The sequence below is a fragment of the Mesorhizobium sp. WSM4871 genome, from assembly GCF_055811295.1.
In genome coordinates this window covers 86,503-106,212 of the sequence record NZ_JBVVPU010000012.1, presented here as the reverse complement: position 1 = coordinate 106,212, position 19,710 = coordinate 86,503, and the positions used below count along the sequence as shown (strand labels likewise).

Annotated in this window: 16 protein-coding genes; 5 read left to right on the top strand and 11 right to left on the bottom strand. The window is 62.6% G+C overall.

Annotated elements, in window-relative coordinates; translation table 11 throughout:
* Positions 1-6: 6 nt before the first annotated feature.
* Together folD and AC0L2H_RS23880 are read right to left on the bottom strand one after the other, a co-directional pair.
* Positions 7-906 carry a bifunctional methylenetetrahydrofolate dehydrogenase/methenyltetrahydrofolate cyclohydrolase FolD gene (folD, locus tag AC0L2H_RS23885; RefSeq protein WP_473592504.1) on the bottom strand — a complete coding sequence of 300 codons (900 nt, stop codon included), beginning with the start codon at positions 904-906 and terminating at the stop codon, positions 7-9.
* Between the two features lie 229 nt (positions 907-1,135).
* Complete coding sequence (locus tag AC0L2H_RS23880) at positions 1,136-3,769, bottom strand: GumC family protein (RefSeq protein ID WP_473592503.1); 2,634 nt, start codon at positions 3,767-3,769, stop codon at positions 1,136-1,138.
* Between the two features lie 193 nt (positions 3,770-3,962).
* Here AC0L2H_RS23880 and AC0L2H_RS23875 point away from each other — a divergent pair, with 193 nt between their 5' ends.
* Positions 3,963-5,258 carry a lipopolysaccharide biosynthesis protein gene (locus AC0L2H_RS23875; protein WP_473592502.1) on the top strand — a complete coding sequence of 432 codons (1,296 nt, stop codon included), beginning with the start codon at positions 3,963-3,965 and terminating at the stop codon, positions 5,256-5,258.
* A 407-nt stretch (positions 5,259-5,665) separates the two neighbouring features.
* Here AC0L2H_RS23875 and AC0L2H_RS23870 read toward each other — a convergent pair whose 3' ends face one another.
* The 3 genes from AC0L2H_RS23870 to AC0L2H_RS23860 are packed head-to-tail and all read right to left on the bottom strand — an operon-like array spanning position 5,666 to position 8,555.
* Complete coding sequence (locus AC0L2H_RS23870; RefSeq protein WP_473592501.1) at positions 5,666-6,583, bottom strand: DUF6492 family protein; 918 nt, start codon at positions 6,581-6,583, stop codon at positions 5,666-5,668.
* The gene (locus tag AC0L2H_RS23865) at positions 6,580-7,386 is read right to left on the bottom strand and encodes a WecB/TagA/CpsF family glycosyltransferase (protein WP_473592500.1); all 807 of its coding nucleotides are present in this window, start codon (positions 7,384-7,386) and stop codon (positions 6,580-6,582) included. Before AC0L2H_RS23865 ends, AC0L2H_RS23870 begins: the two co-directional genes overlap by 4 nt.
* Positions 7,383-8,555, bottom strand: coding sequence for a glycosyltransferase (locus AC0L2H_RS23860; protein ID WP_473592499.1), 1,173 nt, complete (start codon positions 8,553-8,555; stop codon positions 7,383-7,385). The genes AC0L2H_RS23865 and AC0L2H_RS23860 overlap by 4 nt, the downstream gene beginning before the upstream one ends.
* A gap of 173 nt (positions 8,556-8,728) precedes the next feature.
* Between AC0L2H_RS23860 and AC0L2H_RS23855 the strand changes: the two genes are divergently transcribed.
* The 3 genes from AC0L2H_RS23855 to proC all read left to right on the top strand — a co-directional run bounded on the left by AC0L2H_RS23855 (position 8,729) and on the right by proC (position 12,042).
* The gene (locus AC0L2H_RS23855) at positions 8,729-9,727 is read left to right on the top strand and encodes a glycosyltransferase family 2 protein (RefSeq protein WP_473592498.1); all 999 of its coding nucleotides are present in this window, start codon (positions 8,729-8,731) and stop codon (positions 9,725-9,727) included.
* Positions 9,696-11,015 (top strand): O-antigen ligase family protein, encoded by a 1,320-nt coding sequence (locus tag AC0L2H_RS23850; protein ID WP_473592497.1) that lies wholly within the window; start codon positions 9,696-9,698, stop codon positions 11,013-11,015. Before AC0L2H_RS23855 ends, AC0L2H_RS23850 begins: the two co-directional genes overlap by 32 nt.
* Positions 11,016-11,226: 211 nt before the next feature.
* A complete protein-coding gene (gene proC / locus AC0L2H_RS23845; protein ID WP_473592496.1) occupies positions 11,227-12,042 on the top strand; it encodes a pyrroline-5-carboxylate reductase in 816 nt (271 codons plus the stop codon).
* Positions 12,043-12,064: 22 nt separating this feature from the next.
* Here the strand turns inward: proC and AC0L2H_RS23840 are convergent, their stop codons facing one another.
* The 3 genes from AC0L2H_RS23840 to AC0L2H_RS23830 form a co-directional block, all read right to left on the bottom strand.
* Positions 12,065-12,307, bottom strand: a complete 243-nt coding sequence (locus tag AC0L2H_RS23840; protein ID WP_473592495.1) for a type II toxin-antitoxin system VapB family antitoxin — start codon at positions 12,305-12,307, stop codon at positions 12,065-12,067.
* 149 nt (positions 12,308-12,456) lie between these two features.
* A complete protein-coding gene (locus tag AC0L2H_RS23835; RefSeq protein WP_473592494.1) occupies positions 12,457-13,770 on the bottom strand; it encodes an NAD(P)H-dependent oxidoreductase in 1,314 nt (437 codons plus the stop codon).
* 174 nt (positions 13,771-13,944) lie between these two features.
* Positions 13,945-15,339, bottom strand: coding sequence for a multicopper oxidase family protein (locus tag AC0L2H_RS23830; RefSeq protein WP_473592493.1), 1,395 nt, complete (start codon positions 15,337-15,339; stop codon positions 13,945-13,947).
* A 381-nt stretch (positions 15,340-15,720) separates the two neighbouring features.
* Here AC0L2H_RS23830 and AC0L2H_RS23825 point away from each other — a divergent pair, with 381 nt between their 5' ends.
* The gene (locus tag AC0L2H_RS23825; RefSeq protein ID WP_473592492.1) at positions 15,721-16,629 is read left to right on the top strand and encodes a LysR family transcriptional regulator; all 909 of its coding nucleotides are present in this window, start codon (positions 15,721-15,723) and stop codon (positions 16,627-16,629) included.
* Here the strand turns inward: AC0L2H_RS23825 and AC0L2H_RS23820 are convergent.
* The 3 genes from AC0L2H_RS23820 to AC0L2H_RS23810 all read right to left on the bottom strand — a co-directional run bounded on the left by AC0L2H_RS23820 (position 16,571) and on the right by AC0L2H_RS23810 (position 19,698).
* A complete protein-coding gene (locus AC0L2H_RS23820) occupies positions 16,571-17,317 on the bottom strand; it encodes a peroxiredoxin-like family protein (protein WP_473592491.1) in 747 nt (248 codons plus the stop codon). The genes AC0L2H_RS23825 and AC0L2H_RS23820 overlap by 59 nt on opposite strands.
* 210 nt (positions 17,318-17,527) lie before the next feature.
* Positions 17,528-18,235, bottom strand: coding sequence for a peroxiredoxin-like family protein (locus AC0L2H_RS23815; RefSeq protein WP_473592490.1), 708 nt, complete (start codon positions 18,233-18,235; stop codon positions 17,528-17,530).
* Positions 18,236-18,351: 116 nt separating this feature from the next.
* Positions 18,352-19,698: a dihydrolipoyl dehydrogenase family protein gene (locus AC0L2H_RS23810; protein WP_473592489.1), complete on the bottom strand. Its 1,347-nt coding sequence runs from the start codon at positions 19,696-19,698 to the stop codon at positions 18,352-18,354.
* Positions 19,699-19,710 lie beyond the last annotated feature (12 nt).

Genomic DNA, 19,710 nt, shown 5'->3' with positions numbered 1-19,710 from the left:
GATGAATTAGAAGGACGGCCGTTTCAACCCGGCCGCGAGATAGGCGGAAGCTAGCGTGTTGGCCATCAGCATGGCAATGGTCATCGGCCCGACACCGCCCGGCACTGGCGTTATGGCGCCGGCCGTCTTCGCCGCCTCGGCATAGGCGACGTCGCCGACGAGGCGGGTCTTGCCCTCACCTCTTTCGGGCGCCGCGATGCGGTTGATACCGACATCGATGACGGTGGCGCCCGGCTTGACCCAGTCGCCCTTGACCATTTCCGGGCGCCCGACAGCGGCCACCAGGATGTCGGCGGTGCGGGCGAGCGCCGGCAAATCCCTGGTACGGCTGTGCGCGATGGTGACGGTGCAGTTGGCGGCAAGCAGAAGGTTGGCCATCGGTTTGCCGACGATGTTGGAGCGCCCGACGACGACGGCGTTGAGGCCGGACAAATCCTTGCCGCGCACCCGCTCGATCAAAAGCATCGAGCCGGCCGGCGTGCAGGGAACAAAGGCAGTCTCGAGCTCGCCGGTGCCGAGCTTGCCGACATTGATGAAATGGAAGCCGTCGACGTCTTTCTCCGGTGCGATGGTCTGGATGACCTTGCCGGCGTCGATATGGCCGGGAAGCGGCAGCTGTACCAGGATGCCGTTGATGGCCGGATCGGCGTTGAGTTCGCCGATGACAGCAAGCAATTCCTGCTCGGAGGTGTCGGCCGGCAACGTGTGCTGGAGCGAATGAAAGCCGCATTCCTTGGCGGTGCGGGATTTGGAGGCGACGTAGACCTGGCTCGCCGGATCCTCGCCGACGATGACCACGGCGAGACCGGGCTTACCCGTGCCCTTTGCCACCAGTTCGGCGGTCAGGTCCTTGACCCGCCGCACCACATCCGCGGCAATGCTTTTGCCGTCAATCACTTCTGCCATGAACCACCTTCAACACCGTTCCGCCCAAAGCACGTCGCGGAAAAGGATTCATGCGGCGCGCTTCGGATCTTTGTCCCATGCAGGTCGTTGCCCCTGCTTGCTCTCGGGGTCCGAGGGCAAGCTTCTGGGTACCATGCAGCGCGGCATTTTCACGAAAAATCGACCGGGCAATCCCGCCAAAGCGCCGTCCGATGCCGCTAACTCGAAACCGGCGGTGTTTATTCGGGGTTCAGAAATAGCGGCGGCGCGAGCGGTTCTCGGTGAGTTCGCGAACCGCTTCGCGGAATTCACGCAGGCTGGCGCGGATTTCGTCGACCGAGCTTTGCTGTTCATCGGCGTCCGAAGCGTGACGGGTCTCCTCCAGCGGGGCCTGAGGATAGGCTGGCGGCGCGGGCTGCTGCGGATAAGGCACCTGCCCCGGATAAGGCATCATGGCCGGCGGATAGGGATAGTAGCCAGCCGGTGGCGGCTGCATCTGCCAGGGATAGCCCATCGGCGGTTGCGCAGAGGGCTGCATGGGCGGGGCCGGATAGACGGCCTGCTGCGGCGGCATCATCTGATGGGGTAGCGGCGGCTGCGGATGCGGAGCATAGGCGCCCTGCTGGGGCTGTTGCTGCGGGTAACCCGCGGACGCGGTCTGCTCAGACGGATAGTATGGCGACGGATAGACGGGATGTTCCTCCATTGGCTTCTCGCTCTCGGCGATAGCGGGTGGGATGGGATCACTGGAACGTGCAGGCTTTTCGCTTGATGCCTTTTCTTCGCCTGCCGCCTTGCCGGGCAGAATCTTGCGCACCGCCGACAGCAGAGCGCCGACCAGGCCCGAACGTTGCGTGCCAGCGGCCTCGACCGGCGGAACCGGCGGCGGCGCCCGGTATGCCCTGTCTTCGAAAGGTGTTGGGCGCTCATCGGTCCTGCGGCGCGAGCGCGAATTGGCGGTTTCGCGCAGGCTCTCATAGGCGCCGCGCATGGCGCCAAGACCGATGCCGGAGGCAAGCCCTCCCAGTAACCCAGCCAGCACCATCACGGCGCGCGAGGGGCCGTTCGGTTCGAGCGGAGCAAAGGCCTTGGAGATCACGTTGATGTTGGCGGTGTTGATGTCCTTCTGCTCGCCGGTTTCCTTGGCGCGCAGAAGATATTGCTCATAGACGGAGCGCTTGGCGGCGGCTTCGCGCTCCAGTTCGCGCAAGCTGACCAGGTCGCTGTTGACGTCGCCGCTGCGGACCTTCAGTTGCGCCAGGCGGGAGGCGAGATCCTGCTCGAGCTGCACAGCGCGCTTCAGGTCGACCTGCAGCGAGGAAGCGATGCGGCGCAGTTCGGCGGCGATGCGGTCGCGCGACCCGGCAAGCTGGGCATTGAGCGCCTGGAGCTCGGGGTGGCGCGGCCCGAGCCGGATCGCGGCGCGATCGGCCTCCTGCTTGAGCGTCGCATATTGCGAGCGCAGTTCGCTCATCGTGTTGGAGTTGATCTCCTCGGGCAAGGTGCCGCTCAGAACCGAGTTCACGTCGATCGAACGCGCCGACGCCGCACGGGCATTGAGCTCCAGCGTGCGGGCGCGGGCGATGGAGAGCTGCTCGTTGAGCTTGAGCATCTCGTCGTCGCTGATCAAATGGCCTTGCGCGTCGACCAGATCGTGCGTCGCCCTGAAATCCTCGACCTTGCGCTCGGCCACTTCGACGCCCTTGCGCAATTCATCGAGCCTGGCCGTCAGCTCGTCGGTTGCGCGGCCTGCGGTGTCGGACTGGATCTGGCCGAAGGTCTGCAAGAAGACATCCGTCATCGTGTTGGCGATGAGCGCCGACTTCTCGCCATTTTGCGTGGTGGCGCTGACGGAGATGACGAAGGTCTTGCCGCCGCGCTCGACCGAAAGGCTTTCGGCCAGATTGCTGACCGCAAGCGCCCGGCGTCGGCCTTCATCGGCGCCCGGCCCATCGCTGCGCGACAGGATCGAGCGGATGAGCGGCATGACGCCCAGGCCGCCCGAACCCTGTCCGTTGAACTCCGGATCGTTGACGAGATTGAGCTTGTCGACGACCTTGTTGAGGACGGTGCCGGAGGTGAGCACGCGGACCTGGTTTTCGACGATGGCCAGCGTCGCGTCGGATGCCACCACGCTTTGGGTGAGATCGCGATCGGTGAGCTTCAGGTCGCGAGGGTCGACGATCAGCTCAGTGGTGGCTTCGTATTTTTTCGGCGTCGACAGCGCGATCGCGACGCCCAGCGCGGTGCCCAGTACCGTCGTGGCGACGATCAGCATCTTTGACCTGGCGATACCGCGCACGACCTGCATCGGATCGATCAGCGGCTTCCATTCCTGTGTGTCGGCATCGTCGCGCAAAGGCCGCTGCTCTCTACCCGCGTATCGGGGCTCGGATGCGGCAGGCGGACGGCGGGCCTCGGAAACACCTGTGGCGGCCGACCGTTCCGGCTGCCACCGGGCTTGCGTATAACCGCCCCTGAAGGCTTCGTCGTGTGAAGGCCGTTGCTCTTCACCCACATATCGAGGTTCGGATGCAGTTGGGGAACGGCGAGCCTCGGAAACAGCTGCGGTGTCCGGCTCTTCCGGCTGCCGGGCTTGCGTGTAGCCGCCTCCGGCAGCCTCGTCGGCGTCATGCTGCGTCTCGGCGGCCGAAACGGTATCGGCCTCGAATTGTGTCGTGTCAGCGGCCAGCAAAGGGTTCAATCGCGCCTCGCGGCGCGAGCGGGCGAGTTGATGGCGTGTCGCGGCATCCTCACGCCATGACGGGTCGGCACGATCGCCGATCGAAACCAGTGAAGCGTCGTCCTCGCCGCGCACGGCCCGGCCGAGCGCCAGCAGAGAGCGCTCGCGCCTCCAGTCCTCACGGTTTTCCCTGTCGACCATTGTCCTTGAGCTTGCCCTTGGCGGCTTGGGAGCGGCTGTAAATCGTTAAGCCACGCTAAACAGGCATAGGAAACAAAAGGTTAATTTCGAAGGGCAGAGGATGAAATTTCTCGCATGGGTTGTGCACATTCTTGACACACCCAGAGGCTGCCGAACGGCACGTTAAGCTTTGCAATCTATGCTTTTGCGACGCATGACCGAGACCAGTGACATACCCCAAAGGCGGCCCCTCGCCCGGATCGGCGCTTTTGTGGCCGAACGACGGGGGCTGGTTCGCGACTATCTCTCGGCGATCAGCGGCGCGGGCGGGCGGCTGGTGTTTTCGCTGGCCTATTTCATCGCGCTGGCCAACACGCTGTCCATCGCCGAGTTCGGCATGTTCGCCACCGCATCGGCCGCCGGCGTGATGCTGTCGCGCATCCTGGCCTTCGGCTTCATCTCGGCGCTCTATCGCACCGCCACCATTCGCCCCAATCTGATCGGCACCTTCACCGCCGGCTTCCTACTGCTTGGCGTCGTATCGCTGCCGCTGCTGGCCGCAGCCTCCTGGGGCGTCTATCTGATCTTCTTTGCCGGCACCGTGCCGCTATCGGTCTTCGCGGCGATCGTGTTTGCCGAAGCACTTCTGTGGCGACCGGTCGAAGTGGCGCTGATCGTCAACAACGGCCTCGGCAAATTCGGCCGTGCCGCCTTGCTGACGATCCTGGCGACAGCCCTGCGAGCGGTCGGCGCCGTGCTGTTCATGCTCGCGGCGCAGCGGACCATAGGAGTCTGGTCCTGGTATTATATCGGTGCCAATGCCGCCTCGCTGCTCATCGCTTTCGGATTCTTCTATCCGCGCCAGAGGCTGCGTCTCAGGTTGGAACTCTATCTCAGGCGGCTCGCCGATTCCATCTATGTGGCCGGCGCCGAGGTGCTGTTCTACCTGCAGATGGAATTCGACAAGCTGCTCGTGCTGGCGATCGGCGGGCCGCATCTCGCCGGCATCTACGCCATCATCATGCGGCTGGTCGACCTGACCGCGATCCCGATCCGCACCTTCTCGATGATGCTGGTGCAGCGCATGATGCGGGCGCCGGAACTCTTGTCGCGCCTCGCGGTCAAGAGCGGCATCGAAGGCGGTGTTTTCCTTGTCTCGACGCTGGCGCTGGCGGCGCTCGGCATCGTGCTGCATTTCTTCCCCAACGCGCTGGGCAGGAATGTCGCGGAGGCCGCCCCCCTGGTGGCGCTGGCGATCTGCGTGCCGGGACTGCGCAACCTGGTCGAATACCAGGCCGAGCTTCTGTTCGCGCGCGGCCAGACGGCGGTAAGGGCGCTCAACCTCGGCCTGCTTGCCGGGCTGAAGGCGGTGCTTTTGACCTATGTGCTGACCACGATTGCCGACACGCCCAATCTGGTGCTGTCGCTCAACATCGTCTTCCTGCTGCTCTATCTCGCATCAGCGCTGCTGACCTATTCGGCGATGCGCAGACCGGCGAAGGCGGTTTAGGCGAAGAGTTGAGAGGCCCATATTTCAAATGGTTCCAAACCCGGCAACCTACGACTGATACAACCTAGGACTGATAGATGAGCAGCTCTCAAATGGAGAAATATGTCTGGGCTTCGATCCTATATTACACCGTGGCCACGGTTGGATTTGTGTTAACTATCTCGATAGGCATGCTTGGCGCTCTGTGGGGTCTGCTTGCACTATTCGGATATCTTGCGCTTGTTATATCTCTCAACATATGGCGGCGCAAAAGACATCCACGAAGCGTCCATCAAATCGAATTGGCCAAACAGAGACTGGATAACTGATCATCAACGGATCTGATCGATTTCTAGAGCGGATTCTTTGAACGGGAGAACGTCAGCAACGGGTGGAATTGGGTCGTTCAGAGCGATTGACCCCCGGGACTATTCAAGCCCGATCAGGCGGCGGATGCGGCCGATATCGGTGCCGATGAAAGACTGCATGCCGATGGCCACCTGTTCCGGCGCCATGGCGGCGACGAAGCGGCGGAACTCGCCATCCGACAGCGCCTCACCCGTCCAGTGGACGCGGCAGAACTCTTCCGAGCCGTGGAAATGGCCGGCGCCGTCCAGCACGTCGTCGACATAGCGGCCGTAGATCATGCATTCGGAGAATTTGCGCGCCGCGCCGACGACCTCGACCCAGTTACGGCCGTGGACCTTCTCGATCCGGGCGCACATGGCCGTCACGGTTTCGCGGCGCCAGGCAATGAGCGTCGAAATGTAATCGTGGGTCGAAGATGTGTCGATGCCGAGCGCCAGACCGGCATTGCGCGACCAGATCCGGTGCTGCTCATGACCTTCGCTGGACAGCACCTCGTCGCGGCGGAACAGGCGCACCTTGCCATCGCGCCAGAAGGCGTTTGTGTCGAAAGGCCTAAGGAAGGCCACGTCGGAATCGCAGAAGATCAGCACGTCCTCGCGCGCATGCGCTGCTATGGCGATGCGGCGAAGCTGCTGCACATGCCAGCCGCGCAGCGGCATGGTCTTCAAGCTGAGCCAGATGCGCCGGCGAAACAGGCTGAGAGGATCATCGAACGCGCGCAGCCAGCGCGGCAGGAGGTCGCGCTCGTCGACAATGGTGCGGCGGCTGTTCTCCAGCCGGCGAAACAGCGCCATGTCGCGATGCTCGACGAGGATGTAGTGATGCGCCACGCCGGAGACGTGGCGGTCGAGGGTTTCGCACAACAGGCGGCAACGTTCGAAGTCCGGCGCGTAGCTGGCCGTCACGACCGCCGCCGTCGGTGTCCGGCGAAGGAGATCGAGTTCGATGTCGGCGCTGGGCACGAACCTGCTGTTCAATGGCCTGCTCCGGGGGTTGCTCCGGCAGGTTCAGGCTTGCCGAACAGTTTCTGACGCAGGACACGCAACAGGAACACAGGATTGCCGACCACGTAGCGGCGCCAGAGACGACCCGGCTCGATCCACAGCCGGAACAGCCATTCGAGCCTGAGCCGGCGCATCCATAGCGGCGCCCGCGGCACCGTGCCGCTGAGGAAATCGAGCAGAGCGCCGACGGCGATCGGCAATGTGCAGTGACGCGCATCGATGTGGCGGGCGATCCACAACTCCTGGCGCGGCACGCCCATGGCGACGAGCAGCACGTCCGGATGCAATCGGGCGATCCGATCGATGATTGCCGGCTCTTCTGTCGGCGGGAAATAGCCGTCGTGAATGACGACAAACCTGTGCTGCAGCGCAAGCGCGGCCAGTTTTGTCGATGCAGCCTCGGCATTGACGCGCGTTGCGCCGAGCAGCCCCACGGTGAGCGGTCTGGTGGATGCCTGCAGGAAGGCCGGGACGAAATCGGTGCCATTGAGATTGTCGGGAAACGGCGCGCCGTAGAGCAGTTTCGCCGCCATGTCGACGCCGACGCCATCGGGCAGGATCAGAAAATCGTCGAGCGCTTCGGCAAAGACCGGATCCACACTGGCGATGTTGGCGTTGTGGGCGTTGAGAAAGCTTACCTTGGTGAAGCGCCGCTCCGCGATCAACCGGGTCAGCAGGGCGATCGCGTCGTCCCAACGGATGGCGAGGACCGGAATGCCCAGGATCGTCTTCAAACTGTCGACCCCAAAGGCGGCATGGGCAGAATGCATGTTCACGCAAACGCCTCCTGCCTGACGGGGTTGAGCTTCTCCAGGCCAAGCCTGATCGCGGCATCGAGCGCTTTCACCTGCCGGCGATGGAAGGCGCTGCCATCGACATCCCTGACATTGGCGGCCGCGGCTTCGAGCGCGGCGGCAAAGGCAAGCGGATCATCGGTGACGACGCAATTGTCCGGACGGTGGTCGATGCCGCGCAGCGAATGGCTTGTGGCGACGGAAGGCAGGCCGAGCTCGAAGGTCTCGATGGTCTTGAGCTGGACGCCGCTGCCGGCCGTGCTGATCAGCGGGATGACGGCGGCGGCGCGCACGAAAGCCCGCGCGTCCGGCACACGTCCGACGAATTCGACGCCCGGATGCTTCGAGCCGACGCCCGAGGGCATATTGCCCGCGATCCTGATCCGAAAATCGGGCTTGAGATGCGGCACTACCTTCTGCAGGAACCAGTCGAGGCCGATGCGATTGGGCTGCCAGGTCCAGGTGCCGATCAGCGCCGCGTCGCAGTCGATGCGGCGCGATTTCCTCTGCTTCGGCGCCTCACTGCATGTCACCAGCGGTAGCACCGCCGAGCGGTCGTCGGAAGCGACGCCGAGTGCCGCGCGATCGTCCTCGGCTAGGGTGAAGACAAAGCGCGCCCGGCGGCAAAGCCGTTCTTCCACCGCCTCGAGCAGCTTGGCCTCGCGGCGAAACAGCAGGCGCTGGAAAAGACCGCCGGCGGCCGCGGCGTTCTCCCGCGCTGAACGGTGTTCGACATTGTGGGCGACGAAGATCGACGGCCGGTCGTCGAAGAGCCTTTCGAAGGCGCCGGCGAATTGCACCGAATTCAGGATATAGCCGTCGAAGGGGCCGGCGCGCTCCATGGCGGCGCGGACCTCGCTGTCGGAAACGACGCGCAACTTGACCGACGCGAAAGTGAGGCCGGAAAGCATCGCCCTTGCAACCCAGGCGAGCTTTTGCAGCGACGATGCACTTTCGGTGCGGACATCGACGGCGCCCAGCATGATGGTGTTTTGCGGATCGCTCGCCGGCTTGCCCGGCCAAATGAAGCCGATCACGGTGACGCGCGCGCCGGCGCGCCGCAAAGCAGCGATGATCGCCGCGTTGGCGATCTCATAGCCCGAGGCAAGAGCACCGTCGGGCACGATCGATGTGGCGAACAGCAGATGCATCTCACCTATCCTGTCCGATGCAGCTAGCAAAGCGGGGTGAAGCGTTGATTAAACGGCAACAATCGAGGGTTGAAGACCACAGGTTTTGCCTGCCCGTCCACGAAAGGTGATTAACGAAACGTTATCATCGCGATGCTATCGAGGGCCAAACTCACCTTCTGGGCTGGACACGGATGATCCCTTCGCCATCGGACGGTTCGGTATCGATCGCGGGGCGGTCTCCGAAACTTGCCGCGGAGGCCGTCGAGGCCGTCGTCACACTGCCGACGTTCAAACGGCCGCAGCAGTTGCTGGCGACGCTGGCATCGCTCAAGGCCCAGGAAACCGGCAGACGCTTCGCCGTGATCGTCATGGAAAACGAGGCCGAGGCCCGCGCGGGCGCCAAGGCGGCGCTGCCGCTGTTCGAGCGCGGCGAGATATCAGGCATGGTGATCGTGGCGCATGAGCGTGGCAATTGCAGCGCCTACAATGCCGGCTGGCAGACGGCGATCCTGCATTTTCCTGCTTTCAGGCACCTCCTGATCATCGACGACGACGAGATCGCCGACCCGCAGTGGCTGGAGCGCATGTGCAAGGCGGCCGAGACGCTCGGCGCCGACATTGTCGGCGGCCCGCAAGTGCCTGAATTTGCCGAGGCGGCCCATGCGAGATGGGCTATGCACCCGGTCTTTGCGCCTCCCTACCGCGAGACCGGGCGTGTGCCCGCGCTCTATTCGTCGGGCAATCTCCTGGTGGGCCGCAACGTGCTCACCGCCATGGGCCCGCCCTTCCTCGACCTGAAGTTCAACTTCATGGGCGGCGGCGATTCCGATTTCCTCAGCCGTGCCGCGCAAAGGGGTTTCGTGCTCGGCTGGTGCGCCGAGGCGAAAGTGCATGAGACCGTTCCCGCCCGGCGCGTCGAGGCCGACTGGATCCGTGCCCGCAGCCTGCGCAACGGCGTCATCTCGACACTGGTCGAGAAGAAGAAGCGGGCCGGCACGCCCTTCGCCGGCACCAAGGTCTTCCTGAAGAGCCTGGCGCTGCTTGCCGCCTCGCCGTTTCGCGGCGCGATCAAGCTGGCGCGGACGGGATCGTTGGCGATAGCCTTTTATCCCGTCCATGTGGCGCTCGGCCGCGTGCTTGCCGAATTCGGATACGCCAATGAGCAATACCGGCAGCCTGAGAAGAACTGAGCGCGCGCCGCTCAGCGCTGCCTTCACGCGTGACGGCGTGGCCACGGCGATCGCCGCGCTGCTGTTCACCGTCATCCTGGTATCGTTCCGGCCTTTCCAGCCGGCTGGCGCCGAATTGACCGGCGATGGCGGCGACATCGTCAACCAGCTCGGCTTCGGCTCGCTTGGCGCGATCTCGATCTTCTCGCTGATGGCGTTCGCGGACCCACGCGTGGTGCGTTCGCTGCTCAGCCCGTCCTGGCTGTTGATGCTGGGTTTCTTCATGCTTTCGGTGGTGATGGCGACCGACCCGGCGTCGGCGATGCGCGCCGCCTTCTTCACGCTGATCGGCATCTTGACGATGGCGACGATCCTGGTGCTTCCGCGCGACGCCGACGCCTTCTCGAAAGTCATCATCTTCACCATCGTCGTCGTCATGGGGCTCTCCTACATCGGGCTCATCGTCTTTCCGCATGAAGCCTTGCACACAGCCGATTCGCAGGAGCCCGAACATGCCGGCCTGTGGCGCGGCGTCTTCACCCACAAGAACATCGCAGGGCCTGTTATGGCCTGCTTCAGCTTCGCCGGCCTGTATCTCTACCGGCGCGGGCAACGGCTGTGGGGTGCGGCAATCTTTTGCGCGGCGATGTTCTTCATGTTCCACACGGGGTCCAAAACGACCGCCGGACTGGTCCCGTTCTCGATCTTGATCGTCGTGTTGCCGAGCCTCATCGGCATGCGGCTCGGCACACCGATCCTGTTTGGTCTGGCGATCATCGCCACGGCGGTGGGCACGCTTGGCATCGTCTTCCTGCCGCCCGTGAAATATCTGGCGTCGATCTATTTCCCGGACATGACCTTTACCGGACGCACGACGCTGTGGGAGTTCGCCGGCGACATGCTGGCGAAGCGGCCATGGACCGGTTATGGCTATGAGAGCTTCTGGGGCACGCCGCTGCTCCTGAACCAGGACCAGCCCTTCGACCGGCCCTGGGATATCAGAACCATCGTGCACGGCCATAATGGTTATCTCGATATCGCCGTGCTGATGGGCATTCCGGCGCTGTGCGTGGCGGTCTACACGTTCCTCATCGCGCCCCTGCGCGACTACATGCGCATTCCCCTGCGCAAGGAGAATATCTATCTCGGCGACTTCTTCATGATGGTTGTGCTGTTCACCGCGTTGAACGCCTTCCTCGAAAGCTTCTTCTTCCACCGCGCCGATCCGGTCTGGATGTTTTTCGTCTTTGGCGTGCTGGGGCTCAGGCAAGTGTCGCTGCGGCCGCTCGCGGTTCGTCACCAGTCCTGATTCGCCCCAATCGAAGGGCTTTCCCGCATCGTCGCGAGCGTCTATGGAGAGCCGCTCCTTTCAGGAACCGGATCCGGTTTCCGGGATCATTCTCTAGAGCGGGATGCATTCGAATTGAACCATGCACCCCACTCTAGCTGTTTGTTTTAGCCGCATTTGTGCGATGCCAAGTGTAACCACTTGGCTGCAAAATGCTCCAGCGGAGGGTTCCATGACGATCAAGCTTGTTCTCGCCGGCTGCGGCAATATGGGCTACGCCATGCTGTCTGGCTGGCTGAAATCCGGCAAGCTGGCACCGGCGGCGATTTTCGTGGTCGAACCCAATGCCGAATTGCGCAAGCGCGCCGAAGCGCTCGGCTGTGGCGCGGCGGCGGATGCCGGCGGCATTCCGGCCGATGCGGTGCCGGCGCTTGTCGTCATTGCCGTGAAACCCCAGGTGATCCGCGACGTGACCGCCGCCTACAAGCGCTTCGGCGACGGCCGCACCACCTTCGTCAGCATCGCCGCCGGAACCCCGGTCGCCACTTTCGAGGACATATTGGGCAATCGCGCGCCGATCATGCGGTGCATGCCCAACACGCCGGCGGCGATCGGCAAGGGCATGATGGTGGTGTTTTCCAACAGGCTTGTTGCCGACGATACCAAGCGTTTCGTCGCCGACCTGCTTTCGGCGAGCGGCGCGGTGGCCGACATCGACGACGAGAGCCTGATGGATGCCGTGACGGCCGTGTCCGGATCCGGCCCGGCCTACGTCTTCCATTTCATTGAAGCACTGACCGTGGCCGCCGAAAAAGCCGGGCTGCCGGCGGCAACCGCCAAGCTCCTGGCCATGCAGACGGTCCATGGCGCCGCCTCGCTCGCCGCCGAAAGCGGTGAGGAACCGGGCGTGCTGCGCCAACAGGTGACCAGCCCCAACGGCACGACGGCCGCAGCACTTGCGGTGCTGATGGGCGAGGAGCGGCTGACAGATCTGGTGACGGAAGCTGTCGAGGCGGCGCGGCTGAGGTCGATCGAACTGGGGAAGTAAGAAGAAGGGAGGCCCGCGAAAGTCAGGTGTGTCCCCACATTTCGTCAACCTCGTCCTTGTTCATACGTCGACCTTGCATACCCGCTTTGGCCTTCAAATCGTCGGCGATATGAGAGAACCGTTCGGCGAGTGGTATGCGGTTGATCTCGCGTTGCAATTCAGATTCCAACGCTTGAATTACCGCCTTTGTCATCGAATTTGGCGCCTCTCTGCAAGCCGTCTCGCCAATTTCGTGGGCGCGTGGGTTTCTGACGTGGAGATTCATCTGGTTCCTCGACGCGACGATTTTGACAGAATGGAAGCCTCAGCGGTAGCTCCCCAAAGTCGTCCCAAGCGAAGCAAGGAGCGAAGCGACGAAGCGCAGACCCTGGATGACGAAACCGTGGGTTGCCGCTTGCCAGATAACGGGAGGATTCAGCCCCCGTACAGCATCTCATCCTGCAGCCGGCGCAAGGCGAACAACCTGGTCGTCCTGTCGGGCGCGGCATTATCCGCCGTCAGCAGATCGCCCTTGCTGACCGGTTTCAGCACCTTGCCGCCTTCGAGCAGACCAACCGGTACAGCGCGATTGGCGCGGGCTTCTTCGACGGTCATGGTCCAGGAGCGGTAGCAGGTCTCGCCGATGGCGTCGAAAGTCTCTCCGGCGGCGAGGTCGCGCTTGGCCACCGCGCAGACTTCCGCGACCGGCTTCGGCAGCGGCACCATGTCCGCCTTGCCGTAGAGCGCGATACGCGCGGCGGTCAGCGGCACTTCCAGCGAGGTCAGATGATAGGGCCGGAAGAAGCTGTAGTAGGGACCGTGGCCGATATGGAGATCATCCATGCGCTCGATGATGCGCGGATGCGTCGCCTCGACGATGACGAACACCCCGGGCGCCACGCCCTTGCCGATCGTATAGTCGACGACGCCTTTCCTGGACAGGATGCCGCCATCGGCGCGCGGGATGAGCACCTTGGCCAGTTCATCGCGGTCGGCCTTGGGCCCATGCATGCCGGCAATATCAGGCACCAGCCCGGTGGCGTTGGCGATGGCGCACATTTCGACCATGGTTTTCGAGCCGTCGACGAACTCGACCAGCATGCGCGGGTTCATGTTGCGACGCAGCGCTTCCTCTCGATAATCGTCGGGCACAGCATTGTGGTTGAGCGGATTGTTCTTGCCCTTGCCGGCCGAGACGATGGTGTAGCCGAGTGCCGAGGCGAACTCGATCAATTCCATGCAGCTCGACGGCTCGTCGCCGGCGCCGACCGAATAGACGACACCGAGCCGGTCGGCCTGCTGCTTCAGATAGCAGCCGATGGTGACGTCGGCCTCGACATTCATCATCACCAGATGCTTGCCGTGCTCCATCGCCTTCAGGTCGAAATCGGCGGCGACGCCAGGTTTTCCCGTAGCGTCGATGACGACGTCGATCAGCGGATTGGTGACCAGCATCTCGTTCGAGGTGATGGCGATCTTGCCGCTCTCGATCGCCTCGGTGACTTTCGAAGCGGCGTCCGCTTCGACGGCCATCGCCTCGTCGCCATAGGCGATGCGAATTGCCTCGCGAGCAGTGTGCGGTCGCCGCGTCGAAATGGCCGAGATCGAAATGCCCGGCATCAGCATGCCTTGCGTCACCAGATCGGTGCCCATTTCGCCCGAGCCGATGACGCCGATGCGCACCGGGCGGCCTTCACTGGCGCGCTTGGCGAGATCGCGGGCAAGTCCCGTCAGGGCGACATTGGTCATGCGCAGGCGTCCATGCTTTTTGATTTGCAGGCGGCAATAGCAGGGAATGGTCCCCGTTTGCCAACAAAACCGGCTGGCAGCGACAACTTCTCACCGATCAATGCAATGCCCAAACAGCTCGTCTCATCCAACCCCTTGAGTCCTTGAAGCCAATGCTGCTGGCCGGGCGAGGCTTCAAACCACTCTGAAATAGCTCGTCATTCCCGATTTCTGGTGCTCGATGATATGGCAGTGCAGCAGCCAGTCGCCGGGATTGTCGGCCACGAAACCGAGCTGAACCTTCTCGTTGGGCTGGATAAGATAGGTGTCGGAAATCATCGGCTGAACCTGACGCGTCGAGGACGACAGCACCTTGAAGCTCATGCCATGCAAATGCATCGGATGGGATTGCGGCGTCAGGTTTTCCATGTCGATGACATAGCTTCCGCCAAGCTTCAATTCGGCCAATGGCGCGGTTGGATCCGGCGTATCGCCTGACCACGGCACCTTGTTGATGGCCCAGAAGCTGTAGCCGAGCGAACCGCAGATGCTGTCGCTCGGGATGTTTTCCGCCGTGGCGCTGAGCGCCAGTGAAATATGCCTGGCCGCGGTGAGGTCCACCTCTTGCACCGGATTGACCTCCAGGGGTGCAAGGTCGCGAAGGTCCCGTTTGAGAGAGCTTCCAACCGCATGCAATGTCGCCAGCACTTTGGGCCTGGTGCCCCTGACGTCCCGCAGGCTCACGATTGCCCCTTCTTCGTCGGGCATGCGTATGGCGAGTTCGATGCGCTGGCCAGGTCCAAGCAGCAAGGCATCGGGTGCAAAGCGCTGCGGCACGGGATTGCCGTCAAGCGCAATGACTGCCGCCTCGGCGCCCTCGACACGAAAGGCATAGATCCGCGTGACGTCGGTGATGGCGGCCCTGAGCCGCACCAGCCCTCCCGCCGGCGCGTCATACTGCGGCTGATCCTGCCAATTGGCGGTGCGCACCGTGCCGTAGGTGCCGGTTTTCGCGGCATCGCGCGGCCGGAACTGGTCGATGAACTGACCGTCGTCGCCGAGCCGCCAGTCGCGCAGATTTATCACGACCTCGGAATCGAATTTGGGATCGCCCGGATTCTCGACCACGATCACGCCTGTCAGGCCGTGGCCCATCTGGGTCAGCGTATTGCAATGCGGATGATACCAGAACGTGCCGGCGTCGGGCGGGGTGAAGGCGTAATCGAAATGATCGCCGGTATAGACATAGGGCTGGACCAGAAATGGGACGCCATCCATCTTGTTTGGGACGCGAATGCCGTGCCAGTGGATCGTCGTCGGGTCGTCGATGGCGTTGACGAGGCGCGCGGCGAAGGGCTCGCCTTTTTTCATCCTGAGCACTGGAGGCATCCCTGCGTTGCCATAAGTCAGCACATCCCTGGTCTGGCCGACATCCATCAGTTTCGCCTGGATCCTGGTTGTCTGCAGCGTCACCGGCTCGGGCTTGACAGCGGCCCAGCCGGCAAACTTTCCTATAGTGGAGAGCCCGACCCCACTCGCTCCGGCAATCGCCGCAGTTTTCAAAAGCCCGCGGCGTGTGAGTATGGTCATGACGGGCTCCAACGCGAAAGACAACTGCCGTGGGAATCGCCGCCGCCTTGGACCGTGAGCGGGCAACCAGGGCCAATGCCGATATTGGCACATCGCATCTCGATGATGCCATGGCGACGAGATGAAGGCGTAGCAGTTTCAATGGGACAGGCTGGTGCTGCGAGAGAGGATTGAACTCTGATTCATGCCAATGAAATCAATAACTTGCAAGGAACTTTGTAACATTGTGGCGAGCATCTAAATGATCTCAATCAATAAGTCGAAATCGGCCAACATCCGAGGAAACGTGCTCCTGCCTTTGCCTCGGCCTCTTGTTGCGTTAGCATAGGCGCAAATTAGCTATTGCTGACGAATCGGATTTCGCTGAGGGGGCGAAGTTTCATGGAAATGCAGCAGGTCCGCTATTTTCTGGCCCTGTCCAGCACATTGAATTTCACCAGGGCAGCCGAAGAGTGCAACGTTACGCAACCGGCGTTGACCCGCGCCATCAAGAATCTGGAAGATGAGCTTGGTGGCGAGCTCATCCGACGTGAGCGTCAGCATTCGCATCTGACCGAGCTCGGTCGCCGCATGCTGCCATTCCTGCAGCAATGCTACGACGCGGCGAGTTCTGCGAAGTCACTCGCCAAAGCTGTAAAAAGCAGCGATGTTGCGCCACTTAACGTTGCGATCTCCAACAGCATCAACATAGCGCTGATGATATCGCCATTTAGCGAGCTCTTTCGTGCCTACCCAGGTGTTCACCTCAAGATCAGCCGCGGCGCTCCGACGATCGTGGTCGAGGCGCTCAAAAATGGCGACGCCGAGCTGGCGATCGCCGGCCCGCTCGGGCAGGCCTGGGACAGGATCGACACGTGGCCGTTGTTCGATGAGGAGATCGAGTTGGTGGTCAATTCAGAGCACCCGCTCGGCAGACGCAACGAAGCCGATGTCGCGCTGAGTCAACTGGTTGGTGAGCCGATACTGAGCCGGGTTGATTGGGAAACGAGCGAAGACCTGTCCCACTCCTTGAAGGCCAATGGGTTTGCGCATGAAGCGGCACATGAAGTCGAAACGGACCATGACCTGTTGGCGCTGCTGGAGGCCAACGCTGGGGTAGGCTTTGTTTCGATGACTGCGCCACGCTCACCCAATGTTCGCAGGCTCAAATTGCGCGATATCCATATTTCCCGAACCGTGGCCGCCTATAGCGTAGCGGGCCGGCAGCGTGCGCCTGTCGCCACGACGCTGCTCAACCTGTTGCGCGCAACCGACTGGTCAACCTTTGGGGTTCGCGAGCCTGCTCGATAGCCGCAAGCAGGTCGTCAATTTCCATACGCTGGCGATAGTCGGGATCAAGGTAGCGCGCTGTGATGATGCCGTCGGTGCCGACAATGAAGGTTGCCGGAATCGGCAGGAACCAGGCGGCATTGCCCTGATAGGTGGGCACATCCCAGCCGGCCCCCCCGATCAGCGTTTCCATTTCCGTCCCGACCCAGATCGCCAGGTTCAGCGACAGCGCATAGCCATTGTCCATGTCGGTGAGGAAGGGAAAGGATGCAGCCGCCTCCTCTTTCAACGCCGTCGTGAATTTGCGCCGCTCGGGCACAATCGCCACGAACTGGCCGCCTAATTGAGTGATTTCCTTCTCGACTTCAGCCATGCCGATCGCATTCAACCGGCAATAAGGGCACCAGTGTCCGCGCTGGAAAGAAATCGCGGCGGGTCCTTTTTGCAGGATTTCGGCTAAGCCGACCAGCCTGCCGTTCTCGTCGGGGAGCAGAAACGGCGGCATTACATCGCCGGGCGCCGGTGCCATCGCGCCCGCACGCTGGTCCTGCAGGCGCTGCACCATCCGGTCGACCGCTTCAGCGAAGGTGGTGCTGAGCGAGCGCACTGCATTGGCGATCACCGCCATCCGCTCGTTAAGCGGCGCATCAAGCGCGATCGCAGCCTCGACGGCCTCTTCGAGCTTCACGACCAATTCATTGGCAGCCATGACGGCAACTCCAAATTCGTAGTTCTGCACAGTGTAGCCTACTGCCAGCCGACGTCCATGCCGTAGATTCATGAAAGGTTCGCGAGACGATGCCTTTTTCGCATGGAAACGATGCGTCAAAGTAATGCGGGTCACTCAGATGCCAGAAATCGCCGCCACCCCGCCCAGGACGATGCTCGAGCTGGTCAACGTTCGGTCGGCCTCTCGCAGTCAGCGAGCGCGCTCAAGCGCGGACACCAGGTCCTCGATCTCCATGCGCTGCTGGTAGTCTGGATCGACATAACGCGCTGTGATGATGCCATCAGCGCCGACAATGAAAGTGGCGGGGATCGGCAGAAGCCAGGCGGCGTTGTCCTGGTAATTCGGCAAGTCGTCACCGCCGGCGCCAAGCAGTTGCTGCATTTCCACGCCGATCCCGATCGCCAGATCGAGCGAAAGTGCATAGCCATTGTCCATGTCGGTCAGAAACGGGAACTCAGCCCCGACCCGGTTCTTCAGGGCCGCTGAGAACTTTCGCCGCTCCGGCGTGATCGCCACGACTTGGCCGCCCATGGCAGCGATCTCCTGCTGCACCTCGACGATGCCGATCGCGTTCAACCGGCAGAAGGGGCACCAATGCCCACGCAGGAAAGTGATCGCCACCGGCCCATTCGCGAGGACGCCGGCCAGGCTTACCAATCTGCCGCCCTCGTCAGGGAGCAGAAAGGCCGGCATGGCATCGCCGGGCCTAGGCGCCGTGGCGCCTGCCCCCTTGTCCTGCAGCCGCATCACCATGCGGTCGGCCGCGTCTGCGTAGCTGGCGTCGAGCCTTCGTATTGCCGCAGCGATCACCGCAAGCCGTTCGCTGAGCGGCGCGTCGAGATCGATCGCCGCCTGCACCGCCTGTTCGAATGTCATGACTTGTTCAACTGCAGCCATATGCAAAGTTCCGCATTTCTCGGTGCCGAATAGCACCGAGGACGCTCTGTCGAACAACCCATTTTCGCATGATAGTCATGATCGGTCGCATCTGGCGATGTCCACCGTGGACTGGCTCACATCATGTTCTTGATGTCCGACGAGAATGTCGGGAAACCGTAGAGATTGGCGGCGAGATCGGTCGCGGTGATGCCGTGCCGCATGGCGAGTGCAAAGATGTGGATCAACTCCTCGCCGGCATGTCCGACAACGTGGGCGCCGAGGATATGGTCGCTCTCAACCCCAACGATGATCTTCGACCACGCCACGGTCTCGGCATAAGTCCTAGCCGACAGCCAGCCGCGCATGTCATTGACCTGCACCTTGATTCTCAGTCCGCCCTCGGCGGCCTTGGCCTCGGTAAGGCCGACACTGGCCACCGCCGGCACGGTGTAGACCGAGGATGGAATCTGGCTGTAGTCAGGCTGGTGCTTCGCGCCCTCGACGATGTTGCGGCCGACAATCCGGCCCTCATAGGTAGCGATCGGCGAAAGCTGGGGTGAGTTCCACACGGCATCCCCGCAGACATGAACGGCAGGGTTCGAGCGCGAGCGCAGGAACCCGTCGATTTCGATACGGCCGTCACGGTGTGCGACGTGCCCCGCGCCGAGATCAAGACCGTCAGTGTTAGCGATTCGCCCTGCGCAATTGACGACGCGATCGGCTTCGATGGTATGCTCGGAGTTGTCGTTGGCGAACAGCACGCGCAGGCGTTCGCCGACTCGGTCGATCCGTTTCACGAGGGCGAGCGTTAGCAAGCGCATGCCGATGCGCTCGCTTTCGCCGCGGATCTGGTCAACCGCGTCGGGGTCGAAACCGCCGAGCATTTGCGGCAGCGCCTCGAGGATAGTGACCCTGACGCCGGCGCGCGCATAAACGTGGCCCAGTTCGAAGGCAATGACGCCGCCGCCGACGAACACCACCGCGCGGGGCGGCACCGGGTCGTTCAGGACATCGTCCGAAATGGTCAGGTGCTCGGCGCCTGGAATTGGCAGTGAACGCGGCTTCGAACCGGTTGCGATGACGATGTTCCTGGGTTCAAGCTCGCGACCGGCGACGCTGATGGTATTGCTGCCGATGAACACGGCCTCGCCGACGATGACATCGACGCCGCGCTCGGCCATCAATCCGGACAGGCGGGAGGGAATGTCCCTGATCATATCCTTTTCGCGCTCGATCAGGACCCGCCAGTCCAATCTCGACCTATCGACCGCTATGCCGTGCTGGTCGGCCTGCTCAATTTCATGGAGCGCATGGGCTGCTGCGACGAGGACCTTCTTTGGGGTGCAGCCGCGATTGGGACAGGTGCCACCGAGATCGCGCGCCTCTATCATAGCGACCGACAGCCCGGCAGCGCGTGTGGCCAGCGTCACCCCCATGCCGGCATTGCCGCCGCCGAGGATCACAACATCATACTTTTCCATCGGACCACCTGC

Excerpts from the sequence above, each read along its gene's own strand:
- folD (WP_473592504.1), bottom strand. The coding sequence starts at position 906 with ATGGCAGAAGTGATTGACGGCAAAAGCATTGCCGCGGATGTGGTGCGG.
- AC0L2H_RS23880 (WP_473592503.1), bottom strand. The coding sequence starts at position 3,769 with ATGGTCGACAGGGAAAACCGTGAGGACTGGAGGCGCGAGCGCTCTCTG.
- AC0L2H_RS23875 (WP_473592502.1), top strand. The coding sequence starts at position 3,963 with ATGACCGAGACCAGTGACATACCCCAAAGGCGGCCCCTCGCCCGGATC.
- AC0L2H_RS23860 (WP_473592499.1), bottom strand. The coding sequence starts at position 8,555 with ATGCATCTGCTGTTCGCCACATCGATCGTGCCCGACGGTGCTCTTGCC.
- AC0L2H_RS23855 (WP_473592498.1), top strand. The coding sequence starts at position 8,729 with ATGATCCCTTCGCCATCGGACGGTTCGGTATCGATCGCGGGGCGGTCT.
- AC0L2H_RS23850 (WP_473592497.1), top strand. The coding sequence starts at position 9,696 with ATGAGCAATACCGGCAGCCTGAGAAGAACTGAGCGCGCGCCGCTCAGC.
- proC (WP_473592496.1), top strand. The coding sequence starts at position 11,227 with ATGACGATCAAGCTTGTTCTCGCCGGCTGCGGCAATATGGGCTACGCC.
- AC0L2H_RS23840 (WP_473592495.1), bottom strand. The coding sequence starts at position 12,307 with ATGAATCTCCACGTCAGAAACCCACGCGCCCACGAAATTGGCGAGACG.
- AC0L2H_RS23835 (WP_473592494.1), bottom strand. The coding sequence starts at position 13,770 with ATGACCAATGTCGCCCTGACGGGACTTGCCCGCGATCTCGCCAAGCGC.
- AC0L2H_RS23830 (WP_473592493.1), bottom strand. The coding sequence starts at position 15,339 with ATGACCATACTCACACGCCGCGGGCTTTTGAAAACTGCGGCGATTGCC.
- AC0L2H_RS23825 (WP_473592492.1), top strand. The coding sequence starts at position 15,721 with ATGGAAATGCAGCAGGTCCGCTATTTTCTGGCCCTGTCCAGCACATTG.
- AC0L2H_RS23820 (WP_473592491.1), bottom strand. The coding sequence starts at position 17,317 with ATGGCTGCCAATGAATTGGTCGTGAAGCTCGAAGAGGCCGTCGAGGCT.
- AC0L2H_RS23815 (WP_473592490.1), bottom strand. The coding sequence starts at position 18,235 with ATGGCTGCAGTTGAACAAGTCATGACATTCGAACAGGCGGTGCAGGCG.
- AC0L2H_RS23810 (WP_473592489.1), bottom strand. The coding sequence starts at position 19,698 with ATGGAAAAGTATGATGTTGTGATCCTCGGCGGCGGCAATGCCGGCATG.